Here is a 17,508-nt window from a genome sequence, read left to right on the forward strand (position 1 = left end):
GCGGGTTTCCAGCTCGACCACGCGTCAACCGAGGACCGCCATAGATCCGGCCTGCAGAGATTGATTGAGGATTTCGCGGACTTCTGCTGCACCGGCCGTTCGAGCGGCCAGCGCTTGACCTCGGGACGTCGCTATCTGTTAAACTCAAGATAAGTGGTCCACACGGCGCTGGCTAATGTCTGCGACGTCTGTAGAGCGCATGTCTTTTCGACTTCGGGCACTACTGCCGACACGTCGATTTTCGCCTGGCTTTGATCGCTTGCCGCAGCAACGTAATTAAGCCCCGTCCAGAAACCATAGATCCAGACGGCTCCCTCTAATCGGTGCTCTTGCGTGGACCGCCAGTGAGAGCAACTCATCCCTCCGATTCCCATCATATCGACGGAAACCTTGGCGTCCTGCGCCGAGACAGGGCACAATGGAGCGGTGAAGAACAGCACCGCCAATAAAACTCGTTTTATCATGCGCCGGAAAACTCGCGTTCTGGAAACATTTTGTCTTGGCGAGGCGGATCTAAAGTTGTCACGGTCGTGTCGTAAGAGGCTGTAAAGCCTCCGTGCGATTCAGTGAACGTTACGCTCACGCTCGCTCATTCTGCAGCCATTTCCACCGCCTAGCGACGGCCCCAAATCACTGCGGCCCATATCCGCTCATGAAAATAATACCAAGTCACCTTGGTAATCACCTCGAGGGCAGCTATCGAACCGGCCACGGCGACCTTTCCCGTCAGGAACCAACTTATCGCGAAGGTGTCGAATGTGCCGAGCGTGCGCCAACTGATTGCCTTGAATATGGAGCGAAGATGCGTCTCGCCACCGCTTATCAGCATTACCGTTTCATCCCCACGCTTTCATCGGTGAACGCTAAACGCTCTCGGCAGGCATGAAAGCTTGGGACGTGGTGTCCAAAAACCGGCTCTTGTTGATCGGTGTCTTTCTGTCGAACGATGTTTGGCATTGCCACCATAGCTCTCGGCATGATGCGTTTGTGCATCGTTCTGCGCAGTCAGGATCGTGACGCCACCCAACGTCACATCACGAACCAATCGATCAGGCATTGCGACCGCCGAAATATTTGCGCGAGCCCATCCGAGGCGCGCCCCTCTTGCGGGCTACCTTCATAGTGACTGCGCACGAACCATCGTCGGCGAACACGACCACCTAATGGTCAGGTGCCCACGGCTGTTCTGTCTCTGGAAGGCTTTGAGCAATTGACGGTTGGACAACCGCCAGAAGAACGTACCCCGCAACAAGTATTCGCATCTGAGTCCCCACTCTGCGATTACCGACCAAACTCAAGGTCGAACAAGAATGCGGCGGTAATTGGTCCGCAAAGAAAGCACTAAACATCACCGTGCCTGGTTCGTCCCGAAGCTAGAGCACGTTGGTATCGTCTGCCATACGACCGGCCCATTGCTTGCCGCACAAGACCGCTAGCCTGTGCGAGGAGGCAGTTGGCTTGTTGAAGGATAGAATGAGTCCGCTGGGCACTCGATGCTCTCCGAAAGATGATTCCCCTTCGGCAGATCGAGGCTGCTGAGCTGCTCGTGAACGCCAACAACTTCTCCACCAATTACGTGTCGGCCATCCTAGCCGGAACACCGCAAGCGGAGTTGGTGACGCCGCAGATGCCAAAGCGACTAAAGGGTATGGGCCCAAGCCACTGCCCAAGTGGAGCGCGAGCTTTCACGATTGCAAGAAGCGATATCGCCAATCCACGATTCGTACGCCAAGATCTCCTCCACCTCACCGTCGTAAAGGAATATCTCCTGATGCTGATCATCAACGACGGAGTGGCGCGATCAGAATCGATCGAGGCTCAGCAGCACTGATCGAGCGGAGCCAGAGAATGATGCGAGAACTATTCCGTCGTTCTTCCTGAAGGCGTCTCCTTCGATCTCAACCAAATCCGAATGTGTTGCATCCCGATCTGACAGACCGGTCCTCTCGACGTCTCACCAACGTTTCGCGGCAAGCTCAAATACCGATTTGAGTGAGAGTCGGGTCTTATTTCTTATTTTCAAAAATTGCTTCGCCTAGCGCGGCCGGTCATATCGTTGCCAAGAGAGCTTCTATTTCTGGCCACGATTTGGGTTCACGACGGCGTGACCTAGCAGGGGAGCGCATCATGCCAGCACAGCGAGTTTGGAAGACGGCGGGGCCGGTCACGAGTGACGCGGAGATCGAGCACCTTCGCCGGCAGCTAGCCTCATTTAACGAGCGTATCCAGGAACTGGAAAAGCAACACCCCGACGCCTCGAAGATAGAGGCACTAAAGACAAGCGCGCTCATGCTAGCCCGGCAGATTGATGAAATTCGCTGTTCAAGCGCGAATGACTTGACCCATCTGCTCACGAAGTAGCCACAGACGGCGGCAGAATTCGCCCGGGACCTGCGTGGTTCGAATGGGTCGCTGCACGCGTCCGTTCAGCCATCGACGCGCCGGACAACATGAAGTTCTCACAACCGAAAGACGAACGTCTTTTGGCGTTCCATTAAACGTACGAGTCGAACTGGATTCACGCGCGGGCGGTCGAAACGGTATCGGAGTCTGGACTGGTCCTGTAACCACTTGCTCTTTGCTCGATTGGCGGTTCAAGCGTGACGAATCCGGTTGCGCGACAGCCAGCGCAAGACTGCGCCTCCACTGCATGATTTGAGAGTTCATGGCTGACGCGCGCGAAATCGCGCCGAGATAGCGGCGTCAATGCGGCGCCTCTCAAGGCGTTTCCAATTTGGGCCTAAAATTTGCCCCCGACTCAAATCACTCTCGTCGTGGATAGGAAGGCTGGGAGCGCGTTCGGCTACCGGAATTGGGGGACTAGCCATGGGACATGCATATCCGCCGCATAGCACGCAAGAGCATCTTGATGGATCGCCGCCTGGTTGCGACGAAGATACCTACGACGAGCACTCGGGCGACGTTGTGTCGCTGCTTGAAGAGAATGCCCGGCTTCGAAGGCTTGTGATTAAGCTATCGGAACTCATCCTGCGAAAGGTCGTGGATGGAACGTGACGGCTCGTCGCCCACAGGTGACCGAATGCAAAGATGTTACTGCCGCCGTGCATGAGTCCGAAGGTGGCACTTTTCTAATCTGACCAGGATATCCCAGGATATCCGTCCTTGCGGGCAAACCAGACTTCGACTGCGGACGTCGACGGCCGGTCGAGAGCGGTCTTTCGATCGTCCCGTCCAGATCGATTCCGTTCAGCTGCTGGACGACGTCAAGCTTGACCAATGCCGCCTCCAACCATTCCTAGCGTTTTGGCCGCGGCATATGAAACGTCCACAACTTGTCCGGGAACGAACGGACCGCCGTCATTGACCCGAACTGTCACGGAACTTCCGGTATCGACGTTTGTCACGCGCAACCGAGTGCCGAACGGCAATGTGGGATGAGCGTATTATCCAACGGTATTACGGTCCCACCTTTGGTCTCTTGAGGCAATTTGCCCCGGCCCCAGGGACTCGACCGTGACTACCTGGTCCCGCGGATTTGACGTCCAACTTTCGGTCGAGACCGGGAAGAAGCTAAAGGAACTCGTAACGCCAAAGTATGCATTTCCCCATCTCTTGATATGTTGTGACTTCCTCCAAGTATGACAGTAACGACCCCTAGCGTGATAGAGCGGCCGACGTCGGTTGCGCTAGGATTCTAGGAAATGGTGACACTGGTGGATGTAGGCAACATCTCTTCATACACGATTTAGCGACCGCAAATCGCTACTGGTTGTCTACAAATGCTTCGTCATCCTCCGACATCAGCCCGCGCAACACCCAGGCCATCTTTGTTTTCCTCGAACGCGGAGCGATCGGGCACACTCGAAACAGCGTCAGAGTCCCCATCAGGAGAGTCTAGCATGGCCCACTCCAAAACTGGCCCACGTCAGTTCACGTTCGCTGATTCAGGCACTTCGGAGCTCGGGGCAGCCTCGATACATTTCCTGGATTCGTCGACCAGACTTGGGCGGCACCAGAGTTACATTCCGGGCGCGCTGCCGCCAACGGTGTGGGATGAAACAGCGGAGCCTCTAGCCGACGCAGACGGCTTGTCGCGTCTGGTTCGTTGCCTCGCTAAAACTCTGTCTGCGGAGATCCAATACGACGACGGCGATCTAATCGCCAAAGATACCGACATTCATTCGCTGCTGTCGAACGCACTTGAGAAGGTGATTGACCGGATTCGCGGATTGTCCCTGCGAAGTGACGATCCATTGCAACAGCTGCTCGCGATAGTTGCTCTGACGCCGAGCAGAGAACCTGTGGTCTCGCCGCAAGCCCGGTTGATTGAAACGGTGCTGCGCGTAGGATCACTGGAGCTCGATCTCATCGATCGAACTGCGAAGCGTGGCGACCGGCCGATCGAACTGAAGCCGCGCGAGTTCCAGTTGCTCGAGTGCATGATGCGACGGAGGGACCAGTTGCTGACGCGCGCAACGCTCTTCAAGGAAGTATGGCACTATAAATTCGTTCCAGAGACAAATCTTGTCGATGTTTATATGGGCAGACTTCGCCGCAAGGTCGACGGGCCGGATGAAACCCCCATGATCCGCAATGTGCGCGGCGCTGGATTCGTTCTAAGCGCGACCGCATCGCACTCTTCCCGCCAAAACGCCGCGATACGGTGCTCCGGGTAGGCGCACTGGAATTCGATCTCATCGCTCAAGTTGCGAAGCGTGGCGACCATCCGATTGATCTGCGGCCGCGCGAGTTCCGGTTGCTCAAGTGCATGATGCAACGAAGCGACCAATCGCCGACGCGGGTAACTCTCCTGAAAGAAGCATCAGCGCTTCAAGGGGAGCCCGGCCCCATGGCTGCTATTGAGATTTCGTGCCGCGAACAGAAGAACACTTTCTGGCGCGTGATCCTCCTGATCCACTCAGCAAAAAGCTCCGCGCCGCAGATTTCGCTTTTAAACCCAATTTAAAAAGAAATTTAATAGCTCTCCCTTGTCCCCTTGCTACCCTCGTCGGGCCCTCGGCTTCAACAGCCACCTTTGAGAGCCGAACGCACCCGATTATTGCGGCGGCAGCCCGACGTGATTTTCAAGGAGAAAACATGACCAGCGGCATTCGCAAAGAGATGGACAGCCTTGGCGAGGTCAATGTTCCCGCCGACAAACTCTGGGGAGCGCAGACACAACGTTCGCTCGAGCATTTCAGTATCGGCAAGGATCTGATACCGCGCGAGATGATCACGGCCTATGCGATCCTGAAGAAGGCGGCGGCCAACGCCAATCATGATAGCAAGCGGCTCGATGATCAGGCTTACAAACTGATCGTTCACGTCTGCGACGAAATACTCCATGGCCAGCATCATGACATGTTCCCGCTGCACGTCTGGATGACCGGCAGCGGCACCCAGTTCAACATGAATGTGAACGAAGTGATCTCCAACCGGTGCTCCCAACTCGCGGGCACGCCGCTCGGCAGCAAGAAACCGGTTCATCCCAATGATGACGTCAACATGTCGCAATCGTCGAACGACAGTTTTCCATCCGCGATGTACATCGCTGCCGCAGTGAATGTGACGCAGCGCCTGATCCCCGCGGTGAAGGCGTTACATGACGCGATCGCCGCCAAGGCAGCCGAATGGGATGACGTCGTCAAGATCGGCCGCACCCACATGCAGGATGCGACACCGATTACCCTCGGACAGGAATGGTCAGGCTATGCCGGCATGCTGGCCGATGACCTTGAACGCATCGACGACGCGCTCAAGGGGGTTTATCGCCTGGCCCTCGGTGGCACCGCGGTCGGCACCGGGATCAATGCCGCACCGGATTTCGCCGAGGCAGCCGCTGCCGGGATTGCCAAGCTCACGCGCCTGCCCTTCGTTAGCGCGCCGAATAAATTCACCGTGCAAGGGGCCCATGACGCGCTGGTACAGCTCTCCGGCACGCTCCGCACGCTGGCGGTCTCGCTCTATAAAATAGGAAACGACATCCGGTTGATGTCCTGCGGCCCGCGCGCCGGCTTCGCCGAATTGATGATTCCCGAGAATGAGCCGGGCTCGTCGATCATGCCGGGCAAGGTCAATCCGACTCAGGCCGAGGCGTTGACGATGATCGCCGTCCAGGTAATGGCGGACGACGTCGCCGTCGGCTTCGGTGGCGCCGGCGGCTATCTCGAGATGAACGTCTACAAGCCGTTGATTATCCACAACATCACGCATTCGATCACGATCATGGCCGATGGCTGCACAAACTTCCGTAAATTCCTCGTCGAGGGGACCCGGCCGAATGACAAGAAGATCAAGGAGTATGTCGAGCGCTCCCTGATGCTCGTTACCGCGCTGGCGCCGGTGATCGGTTACGACAAAGCGTCCGAGATCGCGCATTACGCGATGGACAACGATCTCACGCTCAAGGCAGCGGCGCTTAAGCTCGGCTTCGTAAGCGAGCAGGAGTTCGACCGCGTCGTCGATCCCGCAAAGATGGTCAGGCCCTACGTCGCCAAGGCAATTGACCCCGCCAAGACCAGCGCATCAGCCGGTTGAGGAGCACACCCCATGATCCGATGCATCAAATTATGGACTGGCGCCGACCGGAAGTCGCATTTCGAAGAGGGCTTCATCGATCTCGAGCCCGGAGCAAGGGGAGATGCGCTCAGCGTCAAATTTCCCATTGCCTCGGCATCATTCCACGAAACGGATGCGGATCCGCAACTCGGATGGCACCCGGACGCCGACCGACAGTTGGTCATTACGCTGAGCGGCACGCTGGAATTCGAGACGCCGGACGGGCGATTTGCGCTGCGCCCGGGCGACGTCCTGTTCACCGAGGACACGGGCGGAGCCGGCCACAATTGGAAGATGGTCGGCGACCAGCCCTGGTGCCGTCTCTATACGACCCTCGATCCGAAGACCGTCGTTCCCTTTCGGCCAACCGTTGCCGGTTAGCAGGAGCGCAAACAATCCATCAAGCACCGCACTGGAGGCAGACAGATGATCCGATGTGTACGTTTATGGACAGGTGATGACCAGAATTCTTATTTCGAGGAAGGCGTTATCGAACTCAGCCCTGGTCAGCGCGGCGATTGGCTGAGCGACAAGCTCGCCGTGGCCAGCATCTCTTTCCAGGAAACGGCATCGGGCGGCGCCTTCGCCTGGCACACCGCACCGGTTCGGCAACTGGTCGTCACACTAAGCGGCACGCTGGATTTCCAGACCCGCGAAGGTGAGCATTTCCTTCTCCACCCCGGCAATATCCTGCTCGCCGAGGACACCGTCGGCAGCGGACACAGCTGGAAACTGACCGACGATTCTTCCTGGCGCCGCGCCTACGTGATCCTCCAACCAGGAGCCGCGGTGCCGTTTCGCGCCCGCAAGCTGCAAGGGGTCTCGGCCTGATCGAAAGGCTCGCCGAGAAACTCGCCAGGAAAAACATAGCACCCTGCAAATTTGAAGGAGAACTCCGATGCCAGATAACTCCACTACCGAACCGGACGTCGTCCTCATTGGCGCGGGCATCATGAGTTCCACACTGGGAGTCTTCCTGAAAGAACTCGAACCCTCGCTCACCATCACGATGTTCGAAACGCTCGGGGATTGTGGCCTCGAAAGCTCGGAAGCCTGGAACAACGCCGGCACCGGACACGCCGCCAATTGCGAAATGAACTACACGCCCGAGCGGCCCGACGGCAGCGTCGACATCTCCAGGGCGCTGGAAGTCAATGTTGAGTTCGACCTGTCGCGCCAGTTCTGGTCTTATCTTGTGAAGAAAGGTTCGATCGCCGATCCGCGTTCGTTCATCCATCCCGTGCCGCATATGAGCTTTGTGCACGACGGCAACGTCTCGTTCCTCAAAAAGAGGTTCAAGGCGATGAGCGCGCACCACTGCTATTACGGGATGGAATACACCGAGAATCGGCAGAAGATCGCGGAATGGGCTCCGCTGGTGATGGAGGGCCGGACCGGCGACCAGCCCGTTGCAGCGACGCGGATCATCACCGGTACTGACGTAGACTATGGCTCCCTCACCCATCATCTGGTTCACCATCTGGTCGGGCTTCCGGGCTGCAGCGTGCATTACAAGAACCACGTCACCCACATCGTCCGCGAGGAGGGAGGGCGCTGGCGTGTCGAGGTACACGATCTCGTAAGCGGCGCAAAACGATCGGTAACGACAAAATTCGTCTTCATCGGCGCAGGCGGCGGCGCGCTGCCGCTGCTGCAGAAGTCCGGCATTCCCGAGGGGCACGGCTATGCTGGCTTTCCCGTCAGCGGCATTTGGCTGCGTTGCGACGACCCCGAGATCAACAAGCGCCACCATGCCAAGGTCTACGGCAAGGCCTCGATAGGCTCGCCGCCGATGTCGGTGCCCCATCTCGACACCCGGGTCATCGGCGGCCAGCACTCGCTGTTATTCGGTCCCTATGCCGGCTTCTCGAGCAAATTTTTGAAGCACGGCTCGCTAATGGATTTATTCGAATCGCTCAGGCCGGCCAACATCGAGCCGCTGCTGTCGGTGGCGCGCGACAATTTCGACCTCACGGAATACCTGATTGGACAAGTCCTGCAGTCCGAGAGTCACCGGCTGGCCACGCTGGACGAGTATTTCCCGAACGCGAAGCCTGAAGACTGGAAGCTGCAAATCGCGGGGCAGCGCGTTGAGACTATCAAGCCCGATGTCAAACGCGGAGGCTTGCTGGAGTTTGGAACCGAGCTTGTCGGTGCGGCGGATCGTTCACTCGTTGCCCTCCTGGGAGCCTCGCCAGGCGCTTCCACAGCAGCGTTCATCGCGATCAGCGTGTTGGAGAAGTACTTCCCCGATCAGCTGACGGCCAGCGCGTGGCTGCCAAAACTGAAAGAGATAATCCCATCCTACGGCGTGTCGCTGATTGAGGATGCCGAACTCCTCCGGCGTGTTCGCGCGGATACGGCGCAGCTGCTCAAGGTCGAGAACATTGATCCGCCTGCCGTCAAGACGCGAAGGAGTTCCCGGGCTCGCGCATAGCATGCGGCACTGACGCCTGCGGAGATCGGCCGTTCAACGGAGGGATGATCATGGTGGCGGCGAAGACCCGTTCCGGCTCTATCGCTGCCATACCATCATGAACTGCACCGAGACCTGTCCGAAAAATCTCAACCCTGCAAAGGCGATCGCGAAGACCAAGGAAATGATGGCAGAGCGCGGCTGATTCGTCGTCAACCACCGCTCGCGCGAGCGGCGCAAACACCTTCAACACAGCAGGAAACAACGACCATGCTTAACACGCTCCCTGAATCATCGGGTCATCCCAACGGATATGAACTGTTGCACAATCCGCACCTCAATAAAGGAACATCTTTCACAGAGGCAGAGCGCCGCGCTGCGCACCTCGAAGGTCTTCTGCCGCCGGCAGTGATGACGATCGACGTCCAGGTGGCACGCCGGCACGCCGAGATCGCCAACCTGCACGACGATCTGCTGAAGTATCTCGTGCTGTCCGATCTGCAGTCCCGCAACGAGACGCTCTATTATGCGGTCCTGATGTCCGACCCGGCCACCTACATGCCGATCGTCTATACCCCGACGGTCGGAGAGGCATGCCAGAAGTTCGGGCATATTTTCCGGCAGCCGCGCGGGATCTACCTGCCGATCACCGCACGCGGACGGCTCCAGGAATTGCTATCCAATTGGCCGGAAAGGGACATACGCTTCATCGTCGTCACTGATGGCGAGCGCATTCTCGGCCTTGGCGACCTCGGTGCCGGCGGCATGGGTATTCCGATCGGCAAACTAGCGCTCTATACCGCCTGCGCGGGCGTGCCCCCCCAACACTGCCTGCCAATTGTTCTCGATGTCGGCACCAATAACCAGGTTCTGCTCGACGACCCGTTGTATCTCGGTTTGCGTCAGAACCGGGTGCGCGGGGATGAGTACACGGCTTTTGTCGACGAGTTCGTCGAAGCCGTGCAACAGCTCTATCCGAAATGCTGCATCCAGTGGGAAGATTTTGCCAATTTCCATGCCGTCCCGATTCTTGCACGCTATCGGGAAGAGATATGCACCTTCAATGACGACATCCAGGGAACCGCCGGCATCGCCCTGGCGGGCATCTTCGCCGCGTTGCGCCTCACCGGAAAGAAGCTTGCTGAGCAGCGCTTTCTATTCCTCGGCGCGGGCTCGGCGGCGACCGGCATCGCGGAGCTGATCAGCCTGGCGATGGCACGAGAGGGCGTGGACCTCGCCGCGGCCCGAAGCAGCAATTCGCTGTTCGACATCAACGGTCTCGTGGTGAGTTCGCGCGCCGACCTTGCGGATTTCCAGAAGCCGTTCGCGAAGGACATGCCGCCTGTCTCGACATTTGTCGAGGCGATCCGTGTGCTGCGGCCGACCGGCATCATTGGGGTGAGCACTGTGCCAAAACTGTTCACCCGCGACGTGATCAGGACAATGGCGGAGATCAACGAGCGTCCGATCATCTTCCCGTATTCGAACCCGACGTCGCGCTCCGAATGTACGGCCGAAGAGGCCTACAGCTGGTCCGACGGCCGCGCCGTTTTCGCCAGCGGCAGTCCGTTCCCGCCGGTCGAGATCGCCGGCCGCCGTTTCGTGCCCGGCCAGGGCAACAATGTCTACATCTTCCCTGCCATGGGCATGGCGGTGTTTGCCACCGAAGCGACCCGGGTGACGGAAGAGATGTTCATCGTTGCGGCGGAAGCGGTCGCCGAGGAGGTCACTGAAGAGAACCTCGCCGTGGGACTGATCTACCCGCCGCAGAGCCGCATTCTCGACGTGTCGCTCCACGTCGCCGAACGGGTCGCAACCTTCATTTTTGACCAAGGTCTCGCACGGGTGGAACGGCCGGAGGATATCGGGGGGCTGATCCGCTCGCGGGTGTATCGGCCCGTCTATGCGGAGGCGGCCGAATGAGCGAGGTTCTGCGTCGCGAACGCAACGCTCCCGTCAAACGAAAAGACCTGCTGGCATCGCGCGTGGATCAGGACCCCGACCAAGAAAAGTTGCATCGTATCGTGGTGGTAGGCGGCGGTGCCGCGGGGCTCGAACTTGTCACCCGGTTGGGCGACCGCTTGGGCCGGCGCTCCCGGGCGTCTGTCACCTTGGTCGAATGCGCCCGGACCCATCTCTGGAAACCGTTGTTGTACGCCGTGGCAGCGGGAAGCCTGAATCCCGGCGAATATGAGTTGAGTTATCTTGCGCAGGCGCACTGGCACGGGTTTCACTATTGCTTAGGCGAGATGATCGGTCTGGACCGCGTCAAGAAAGAGGTGCGCCTCGGTGCCGCGCTCGACGGCGAGGGACGCCAGATCACGCCGGAACGCTCGATCGGGTACGATACGTTGGTAATCGCAATCGGCAGCGTTACCAACGATTTCGGAACGCCGGGCGTTGCCAAATATGCAGTACCGCTGGAGACGCCGGCGCAGGCAGAGCGCTTCAACCGCCGTGTGGTCAACGCGTGCCTGCGCGCGCAAACACAGACCGAGCCTGTGCGACCAGGCCAGCTTCACGTCGCGATCGTCGGTGCCGGTGCGACCGGCACGGAATTGGCTGCCGAGCTCCATCGGACGATGCGCGAGGTCGTTAGTTACGGGCTTGACCATATCAACCCTGAGCGTGACGTCCGGATCGTCTTGATCGAGGGTGCACCCCGCATTCTCCCTGGCTTGCCGGAACGCATCTCGGATGCGACCCAGCGCTTGCTCGATAAGATGGGCGTCGAGGTTCGCGCCAGCGCCCGGGTGACGGAGGTATCGGCCAATGGAGTGAAGCTCGCCGACGGCTCCTTCATAGATTCTGAGCTGGTCGTGTGGGCAGCCGGCGTTAAAGCGCCGGAAGTATTGGGCGGGCTCGATGGGCTGGAGACCAATCGCATCAATCAACTCGTCGTCGAATCGACCCTCCAGACGACGCGAGATCCCGACGTTTTCGCGATCGGCGATTGCGCCGCCTGTCCGCGTCCAGGCACATCCGTGCCGGTGCCGCCTCGCGCGCAGGCCGCGCACCAGGAAGCATCGCACCTGGTTCGTCAGATCCAGCGTCGGCTGCGCGACAAACCCTTGCAGCCATATACCTATCGTGACTTCGGCTCGCTGGTATCGCTGGGAAAATGGAGTACAGTCGGCAACCTGATGGGATTCCTGTCCGGCCGCAGCTTCTTCGTCGAAGGCCTGTTTGCCCGGACCATGTATCGCTCGCTTCGCCTTATGCACGAGCAGGCGCTCGGCGGCACCAGGCGGGCTGTACTGTCATTCATCTCCCGCGCTCTGGCGCACCGAATTGACCCGCCAGTGAAACTGCATTGAACGGCCTGAGAGATGCGAAACTTCGAATACCGGCAAGCAGGATCACTCGCCAGCGGCTCTTCCCTAAAGACACGAAGGAGCTCCCGGGCTCGCGCATAGGAGATCATTATGGCCAAGACAGTCGCTGATCAATTTGCGGAAATCCTTGCTGCCGCCGGCGTCAAACGGATCTATGGCATCGTTGGCGACAGCCTGAACGGTTTGACCGATGCGATCCGCCGCCAGGGCAAGATCGAATGGAAGCATATGCGGCACGAAGAGGTCGCGGCTTTCGCGGCCGGTGGCGAAGCGCACGTGACGGGCGAGCTTGCGGTTTGCGCCGGGAGCTGTGGACCGGGCAATCTGCACCTCATCAATGGCCTGTTCGATTGTCAGAGGTCGCGGTTACCGGTGCTTGCCATTGCAGCGCAGGTACCGTCGGCCGAACTCGGCGCCGGATATTTCCAGGAAACCCATCCGGAGAACCTGTTCAAGGAGTGCAGTCACTATTGTGAGCTGATCTCAGGGGCCAACCAGATGCCGCGCGTTCTGGAGATCGCGATCCGACAGGCGGTAGGTAGTCGCGGCGTTTCGGTCGTGGTCATTCCGGGCGACGTAGCCCTTCTGCCCGCCGCGGAGGCGCCGCCGCCGAAGGCAGCGGGCCTGCTGCCCAGCCAAGTCGTTGCGATGCCGGCCCGCGCCGATGTCGAGCGGCTCGCGGCGCTCCTCAACAGCGACGGCCGGGTGACCATGCTGTGCGGCTCGGGATGTCAGGGCGCGCATGACCATGTCCTCGCGCTCGCGGATCGCCTGAAAGCTCCCATCGTGCACGCGTTCCGAGGCAAGGAGCACGTCGAATGGGACAATCCGTTTGACGTCGGGATGACCGGGCTGATTGGCTTCTCGTCAGGCTATTACGCCATGCTTGATTGCGACATCCTGTTGATGCTCGGCACCGATTTTCCTTATCGCCAGTTCTATCCGCGTGGTGCGGGCGTTCGCATCGCACAGGTGGACGTCCGGCCCGAACAGATCGGCCGCCGCGCGCCGGTCGATCTCGGCGTGACCGGCGACGTTCGTGCGACCATTGAAACGGTGTTGCCGCTCATCAAGGAGACGCGCGATCGTACCCATCTCGACCGGGCGACGGCGCATTACCGCAAGGCGCGCAAGGATCTCGATGGGCTTGCGGTCAACAAACCCGGCCGTAAACCGATCCACCCGCAGCAGGTTGCCAAAGCGATCAGCGATCAAGCGTCGCAGGACGCCATCTTCACCTGCGACGTCGGTCTGCCGACGGTGTGGGCGGCTCGCTATCTCGCGATGAACGGCAAGCGGCGACTAATCGGATCGTTCTGGCATGGCTCTATGGCCAATGCGATGTCGCACGCGATTGGTGCACAGACGGCGTTTCCAGGACGGCAGGTGATCTCGCTGTCGGGTGACGGTGGCTTTACCATGCTGATGGGTGACTTTCTCAGCCTGGCGCAGCTCGGCCTGCCGGCGAAGATCGTGGTGTTCAACAACAGCGCCCTCGGCTTCATCGAAATCGAGCAAAAATCCTCGGGCTTTCTCGACTTCGGTACCGAGTTCAAGAATCCGAACTTTGCCGCCATGGCCGAAGCCTGCGGCATTCGCGGGATCCGGCTGGAGGATCCGGCCGATGTCGAGGAGGGTATCGCTACCGCGCTCGCCCATGACGGGCCGGTGCTGGTCGACGCGGTGGTGAGCCGGACGGTGCTTCCTATCCCGCCTGCCATTACTGTCGAAATGGCCAAGGGCTTCACGCTTTACATGGTAAAAGCCGTGTTCAATGGTCGCGGCGACGATCTCGTCGATCTCGCCCGATCGAACCTGTGGGCTTGAGGCCGGGAGAGTTCGGGCGATACGCACCTGGCCGGCGATCGTGGGCTACGCCATTGGTTGCGGCCCGGTGGCGACATGCAAGGCGGTAATCGGCTCAGGTCCGTGGCTTTGCCTGCAAAAGCCCGTTCTGCTCGCGGTTGCGATAGGATGACTGCTAATCTCGAGGGAGGCCGGGGCTCATGAGCCGGGCTGGACTTTGGACCGCGGATCCGCCTCGGGCCTACCAATCGGTGGCGGCCGCATTGCGCTCGGCGACTCCGGCGCTGCTCTTCGGCTTGCGCCTTTGGGCGGCGGTCTGCCTTGCTCTCTACATCGCGTTCTGGCTTCAGCTTGACAACCCGTCCTGGGCCGGCACGTCCGCCGCGATCGTCTGTCAGCCGAGCCTTGGCGCCTCACTGCGCAAGGGCTGGTTCCGCATGATCGGCACAGCGGCCGGCGCAGTGGCCATCGTGGTGCTGACGGCGTGGTTTCCGCAAAACGCACTTGGCTTTCTGCTTGGGCTGGCGGTCTGGGGCGGAGCGTGCGGCGTCATGGTCACGTTGCTGCGTAACTTCGCGGCCTACTCGGCAGCACTCGCCGGCTTTACCGCCGCGATCATCGCAAGCGACGAACTCGGCGCGACCGGAGGCGCGAGCAGCGACGTGTTCATGCTCGCCGTCACCCGCGCCAGCGAAATCTGCATCGGCATCGTCTGCGCGGGCGTCGTTCTCGCCGGGACCGACTTCGGTGGTGCGCGGCGACGGCTGGCGATCCAGTTCGCCGAGCTTTCGGCTGAAATCGCCCGAAGGCTTGTCGGCACGTTTTTACTTGCCGGACAGGAACTGTCGGAGACGCGTCCGGTTCGTCGCGAGCTTGTCCGGCGTCTCATCGCGCTGGATCCCGTCATCGACCAGGCGCTTGGGGAAAGCTCTGACCTGCGCCTTAACTCGTCGACTTTGCAGGCGGCAGCGGGTGGCCTGATCGCGGCTCTGTCCGGTTGGCGCATGGTGGCCGTTCACCTCGAGCGGTTGCCGAGTAACCAGGGCCGGCGCGAGGCCGACATTGTGCTTGGCAACATTCCACAACAGCTGCGTTCGGCGACGGAAGGCGAGGCAAAAAACTGGGCAATCGATCCATCCGGCGTGCGTCGAGCATGCGCGGCGGCGGCGCGGGCTTTGACAGTTTTGCCGAACCGCACGCCTTCACTCCGATTGCTCGCCGATCGGACAGCCAGCGCTCTGATTGGCATTCGGCGGACATTCGATGGAGTGTTGCTGCTGGCCGATCCCGGCCGACGGATTCCTCGATCTCCGTCCGCCCGGCTCTATGTGCCCGACTTGCTTCCTTCTCTCCTGGATGGGGCGCGCGCTTTCGTTACGATTGGTGCGCTCGAGCTCTTTTGGATCGTGACCGAATGGCCGAGTGGCCCGCAGGCCCTTGTCTTCGCTACGATCGCCGTTATGCTGTTCGCGCAGAGGGGCGATCAAGCGTACGCCACCGTGGTGAGCTTCATGGTCGGAGCCGTCCTGTGCGCCGTTTTCGCAGCGATCATCGAATTCGCGGTGCTGCCCGGCGTGGAGACCTTTGCCGGCTTCAGCCTCGCGATTGGCCTTGTGCTGGTGCCGGCCGGCGCGTTGATGGCTCAGCCTTGGCAGACGGTAATTTTCGTCGCCCTGACAGCGAACTTCCTCCCGATGCTCGCTCCGACGAACCAGATGAGCTACGACACTCAGAAATTCTATAACACGGCGTTGGCAATTGTCGCAGGTGTGGGCGTGGCTGCGCTCGCATTCCGCTTGCTGCCGCCGCTATCGCCGGCGCTGCGAAGCCGTCGGCTCCTGGCGCTCACACTACGCGACTTGCGTCGCGTGACGAGGGGGCCGATCCCGCGGACGGCAAATGAATGGCAAGGCCGGGTATATAGCCGTCTCCTGGCACTGCCGGAACAGGCCGAGCCGTTGCAGCGTGCACAGCTCATGGCGGCACTTTGGGTCGGGACCGAAATCATCCGGCTGCGCCGTGTAGCGCACCGCTTCGATCAGGATGTTGAGCTCGGTGCGGCGCTCGATGCCCTGGCGCAAGGTAACGGCTCGGCCGCGGCCGAACGTCTTGCCTTTCTCGACCAACGGCTGGCGGTTCTATCCGGGCGGGGAGCCCCGGTCAGACTCCGGGCGCGCGCCAGCATTCTTGCGATATCGGAGGCGCTTTCCCAGCATGCGGCCTATTTCAATTCGGAGGCGTCGCGATGAGATTTGTCGAAGTTGATCTGTTCGGAGTCTATGTCGCACCGATCTCGCTGATGATGGTGGCGGCGTGGCTTGTTCTGATCGCGTTGCGGCGTGCGGCGGACCATTTCGGTTTGCTGCGTCACGTCTGGCACCCGGCGCTATTCGTGTTCGCTTCCTACATGATCATCCTCTCGTCCATCGTCCTTATTATCGCACGTTGAGGTATGCCGATGTCGAGCGTTGAACTGAAATCGGACCACGCCAGGCAAAGCCATGAAAGCGATGTCCCGCGTCGGGTGGCGAGCGACCTCGACAACGTCAAGTCGCGCATCCGCATCGCTCCGATACTGATCACGCTGGGGACGGTCGCAGTTGCGGCCTTCCTCGCCTGGGCAGCATGGCAGACCTACATGAGCGCGCCCTGGACACGCGACGGCACCGTGCGGGCCTATGTCGTCACGATGGCGCCCGAGGTGGCCGGACGTATCGTCAAACTGCCAGTCGCGGACAACCAGTTCGTGCACAAAGGTGACGAACTGTTCGAAATCGATCCCGCCGACTATCGGATCGCGCTCGAGCAAGCCCAGGCCCAGGCGCAGCGCGATGGCGCCGCGCTCGATTATGCCCGCACGAACCAGGACCGGCAAACCCGGCTTGCGAAAGAGGGCTGGGCCTCGACGGAGGTCTACCAGCAAACCACGAGCACGCTGCATCAATCGGAAGGGGTCGTGGCTTTGGACAAGGCCGCCATCGCCAAGGCGCAGCTCGATCTCAGCCGGACCGTGATCCATTCTCCGGTGAACGGATATGTAACCAATTTGCTGGCGCAGCTCGGCGACTACGCTACCGTCGGTCAAAAGCTGATCTCCGTCGTCGACACCGATTCCTTCTGGATCGATGGCTACTTCGAGGAAACCGGTCTCGGCAGGATCTCTGAGGGCGACCCGGCGACCGTCAAACTGATGGGCTACAAACAGGTCGTTCACGGCCACGTCGGCGGCGTCGCTCGTGGCATCAACATCCCGAACGCCCAGCCGGACTCCGCAGGGCTCGCTTCGGTAAATCCGATCTTCACGTGGGTCCGCCTTGCGCAGCGTGTGCCGGTACGCATCCACATCGATCAGGTACCGGATGGCGTCCGCCTCGTGGCCGGCATGACCGGTACCGTGCAGATCGATCCTCAACCGGTCTCTCACCATTAGCT

The 17,508-nt window shown here is 60.2% G+C and carries 16 protein-coding genes and 1 pseudogene; 14 read left to right on the top strand and 3 right to left on the bottom strand.

Going from position 1 to position 17,508, the window contains the following annotated elements; translation table 11 throughout:
* Positions 1-131 precede the first annotated feature (131 nt).
* Entirely contained in the window at positions 132-464 is a 333-nt protein-coding gene (locus tag B5527_RS30320; RefSeq protein ID WP_079604784.1) for a hypothetical protein, read from the bottom strand.
* 149 nt (positions 465-613) lie between these two features.
* Positions 614-829: a DUF2061 domain-containing protein gene (locus tag B5527_RS30325; RefSeq protein WP_079604785.1), complete on the bottom strand. Its 216-nt coding sequence runs from the start codon at positions 827-829 to the stop codon at positions 614-616.
* 717 nt (positions 830-1,546) lie between these two features.
* On the opposite strand from B5527_RS30325, the gene B5527_RS30330 reads away from it, so the two are divergent.
* Positions 1,547-1,831 (top strand): hypothetical protein, encoded by a 285-nt coding sequence (locus tag B5527_RS30330; RefSeq protein WP_245332324.1) that lies wholly within the window; start codon positions 1,547-1,549, stop codon positions 1,829-1,831.
* Between the two features lie 296 nt (positions 1,832-2,127).
* Positions 2,128-2,361, top strand: a complete 234-nt coding sequence (locus B5527_RS30335; protein ID WP_079604787.1) for a hypothetical protein — start codon at positions 2,128-2,130, stop codon at positions 2,359-2,361.
* An 863-nt stretch (positions 2,362-3,224) separates the two neighbouring features.
* Here the strand turns inward: B5527_RS30335 and B5527_RS30345 are convergent.
* Entirely contained in the window at positions 3,225-3,389 is a 165-nt protein-coding gene (locus B5527_RS30345; protein WP_079604789.1) for a septal ring lytic transglycosylase RlpA family protein, read from the bottom strand.
* 471 nt (positions 3,390-3,860) lie between these two features.
* Here B5527_RS30345 and B5527_RS30350 point away from each other — a divergent pair, with 471 nt between their 5' ends.
* The 12 genes and pseudogenes from B5527_RS30350 (at position 3,861) to B5527_RS30410 (ending at position 17,506) form a co-directional block, all read left to right on the top strand.
* Positions 3,861-4,637: a winged helix-turn-helix domain-containing protein gene (locus tag B5527_RS30350; RefSeq protein WP_154072616.1), complete on the top strand. Its 777-nt coding sequence runs from the start codon at positions 3,861-3,863 to the stop codon at positions 4,635-4,637.
* Between the two features lie 421 nt (positions 4,638-5,058).
* The gene (gene fumC, locus B5527_RS30360; protein WP_079604792.1) at positions 5,059-6,498 is read left to right on the top strand and encodes a class II fumarate hydratase; all 1,440 of its coding nucleotides are present in this window, start codon (positions 5,059-5,061) and stop codon (positions 6,496-6,498) included.
* Positions 6,499-6,510: 12 nt separating this feature from the next.
* Entirely contained in the window at positions 6,511-6,900 is a 390-nt protein-coding gene (locus tag B5527_RS30365) for a hypothetical protein (protein ID WP_079604793.1), read from the top strand.
* Positions 6,901-6,945: 45 nt separating this feature from the next.
* Positions 6,946-7,350, top strand: a complete 405-nt coding sequence (locus B5527_RS30370; protein ID WP_079604794.1) for a hypothetical protein — start codon at positions 6,946-6,948, stop codon at positions 7,348-7,350.
* Positions 7,351-7,417: 67 nt separating this feature from the next.
* On the top strand, positions 7,418-8,956 hold the full coding sequence (mqo, locus tag B5527_RS30375) for a malate dehydrogenase (quinone) (protein ID WP_079604795.1): 1,539 nt from the start codon (positions 7,418-7,420) through the stop codon (positions 8,954-8,956).
* Positions 8,957-9,017: 61 nt separating this feature from the next.
* Positions 9,018-9,140: pseudogene (locus B5527_RS30380) on the top strand (succinate dehydrogenase iron-sulfur subunit); the annotation flags it as partial.
* Between the two features lie 65 nt (positions 9,141-9,205).
* The gene (locus tag B5527_RS30385) at positions 9,206-10,858 is read left to right on the top strand and encodes an NAD-dependent malic enzyme (protein ID WP_079604797.1); all 1,653 of its coding nucleotides are present in this window, start codon (positions 9,206-9,208) and stop codon (positions 10,856-10,858) included.
* Positions 10,855-12,252 (top strand): NAD(P)/FAD-dependent oxidoreductase, encoded by a 1,398-nt coding sequence (locus B5527_RS30390; RefSeq protein WP_079604798.1) that lies wholly within the window; start codon positions 10,855-10,857, stop codon positions 12,250-12,252. The genes B5527_RS30385 and B5527_RS30390 overlap by 4 nt, the downstream gene beginning before the upstream one ends.
* A 108-nt stretch (positions 12,253-12,360) precedes the next feature.
* The gene (gene poxB, locus B5527_RS30395) at positions 12,361-14,097 is read left to right on the top strand and encodes a ubiquinone-dependent pyruvate dehydrogenase (RefSeq protein ID WP_079604799.1); all 1,737 of its coding nucleotides are present in this window, start codon (positions 12,361-12,363) and stop codon (positions 14,095-14,097) included.
* 179 nt (positions 14,098-14,276) lie between these two features.
* Positions 14,277-16,325, top strand: coding sequence for an FUSC family protein (locus B5527_RS30400; RefSeq protein WP_079604800.1), 2,049 nt, complete (start codon positions 14,277-14,279; stop codon positions 16,323-16,325).
* A complete protein-coding gene (locus tag B5527_RS30405) occupies positions 16,322-16,525 on the top strand; it encodes a DUF1656 domain-containing protein (protein ID WP_079604801.1) in 204 nt (67 codons plus the stop codon). The genes B5527_RS30400 and B5527_RS30405 overlap by 4 nt, the downstream gene beginning before the upstream one ends.
* 9 nt (positions 16,526-16,534) lie before the next feature.
* Positions 16,535-17,506, top strand: a complete 972-nt coding sequence (locus B5527_RS30410; RefSeq protein ID WP_079607628.1) for an HlyD family secretion protein — start codon at positions 16,535-16,537, stop codon at positions 17,504-17,506.
* Positions 17,507-17,508: the final 2 nt, after the last annotated feature.

Origin of the sequence: Bradyrhizobium erythrophlei (genome assembly GCF_900129425.1) — a bacterium.
GTDB lineage: Bacteria > Pseudomonadota > Alphaproteobacteria > Rhizobiales > Xanthobacteraceae > Bradyrhizobium > Bradyrhizobium erythrophlei_C.

Coding starts and splice junctions, on each gene's coding strand:
- B5527_RS30320 (WP_079604784.1), bottom strand. CDS start 464: ATGATAAAACGAGTTTTATTGGCGGTGCTGTTCTTCACCGCTCCATTG.
- B5527_RS30325 (WP_079604785.1), bottom strand. CDS start 829: ATGCTGATAAGCGGTGGCGAGACGCATCTTCGCTCCATATTCAAGGCA.
- B5527_RS30335 (WP_079604787.1), top strand. CDS start 2,128: ATGCCAGCACAGCGAGTTTGGAAGACGGCGGGGCCGGTCACGAGTGAC.
- B5527_RS30350 (WP_154072616.1), top strand. CDS start 3,861: ATGGCCCACTCCAAAACTGGCCCACGTCAGTTCACGTTCGCTGATTCA.
- fumC (WP_079604792.1), top strand. CDS start 5,059: ATGACCAGCGGCATTCGCAAAGAGATGGACAGCCTTGGCGAGGTCAAT.
- B5527_RS30365 (WP_079604793.1), top strand. CDS start 6,511: ATGATCCGATGCATCAAATTATGGACTGGCGCCGACCGGAAGTCGCAT.
- B5527_RS30370 (WP_079604794.1), top strand. CDS start 6,946: ATGATCCGATGTGTACGTTTATGGACAGGTGATGACCAGAATTCTTAT.
- mqo (WP_079604795.1), top strand. CDS start 7,418: ATGCCAGATAACTCCACTACCGAACCGGACGTCGTCCTCATTGGCGCG.
- B5527_RS30385 (WP_079604797.1), top strand. CDS start 9,206: ATGCTTAACACGCTCCCTGAATCATCGGGTCATCCCAACGGATATGAA.
- B5527_RS30390 (WP_079604798.1), top strand. CDS start 10,855: ATGAGCGAGGTTCTGCGTCGCGAACGCAACGCTCCCGTCAAACGAAAA.
- poxB (WP_079604799.1), top strand. CDS start 12,361: ATGGCCAAGACAGTCGCTGATCAATTTGCGGAAATCCTTGCTGCCGCC.
- B5527_RS30400 (WP_079604800.1), top strand. CDS start 14,277: ATGAGCCGGGCTGGACTTTGGACCGCGGATCCGCCTCGGGCCTACCAA.
- B5527_RS30405 (WP_079604801.1), top strand. CDS start 16,322: ATGAGATTTGTCGAAGTTGATCTGTTCGGAGTCTATGTCGCACCGATC.
- B5527_RS30410 (WP_079607628.1), top strand. CDS start 16,535: ATGTCGAGCGTTGAACTGAAATCGGACCACGCCAGGCAAAGCCATGAA.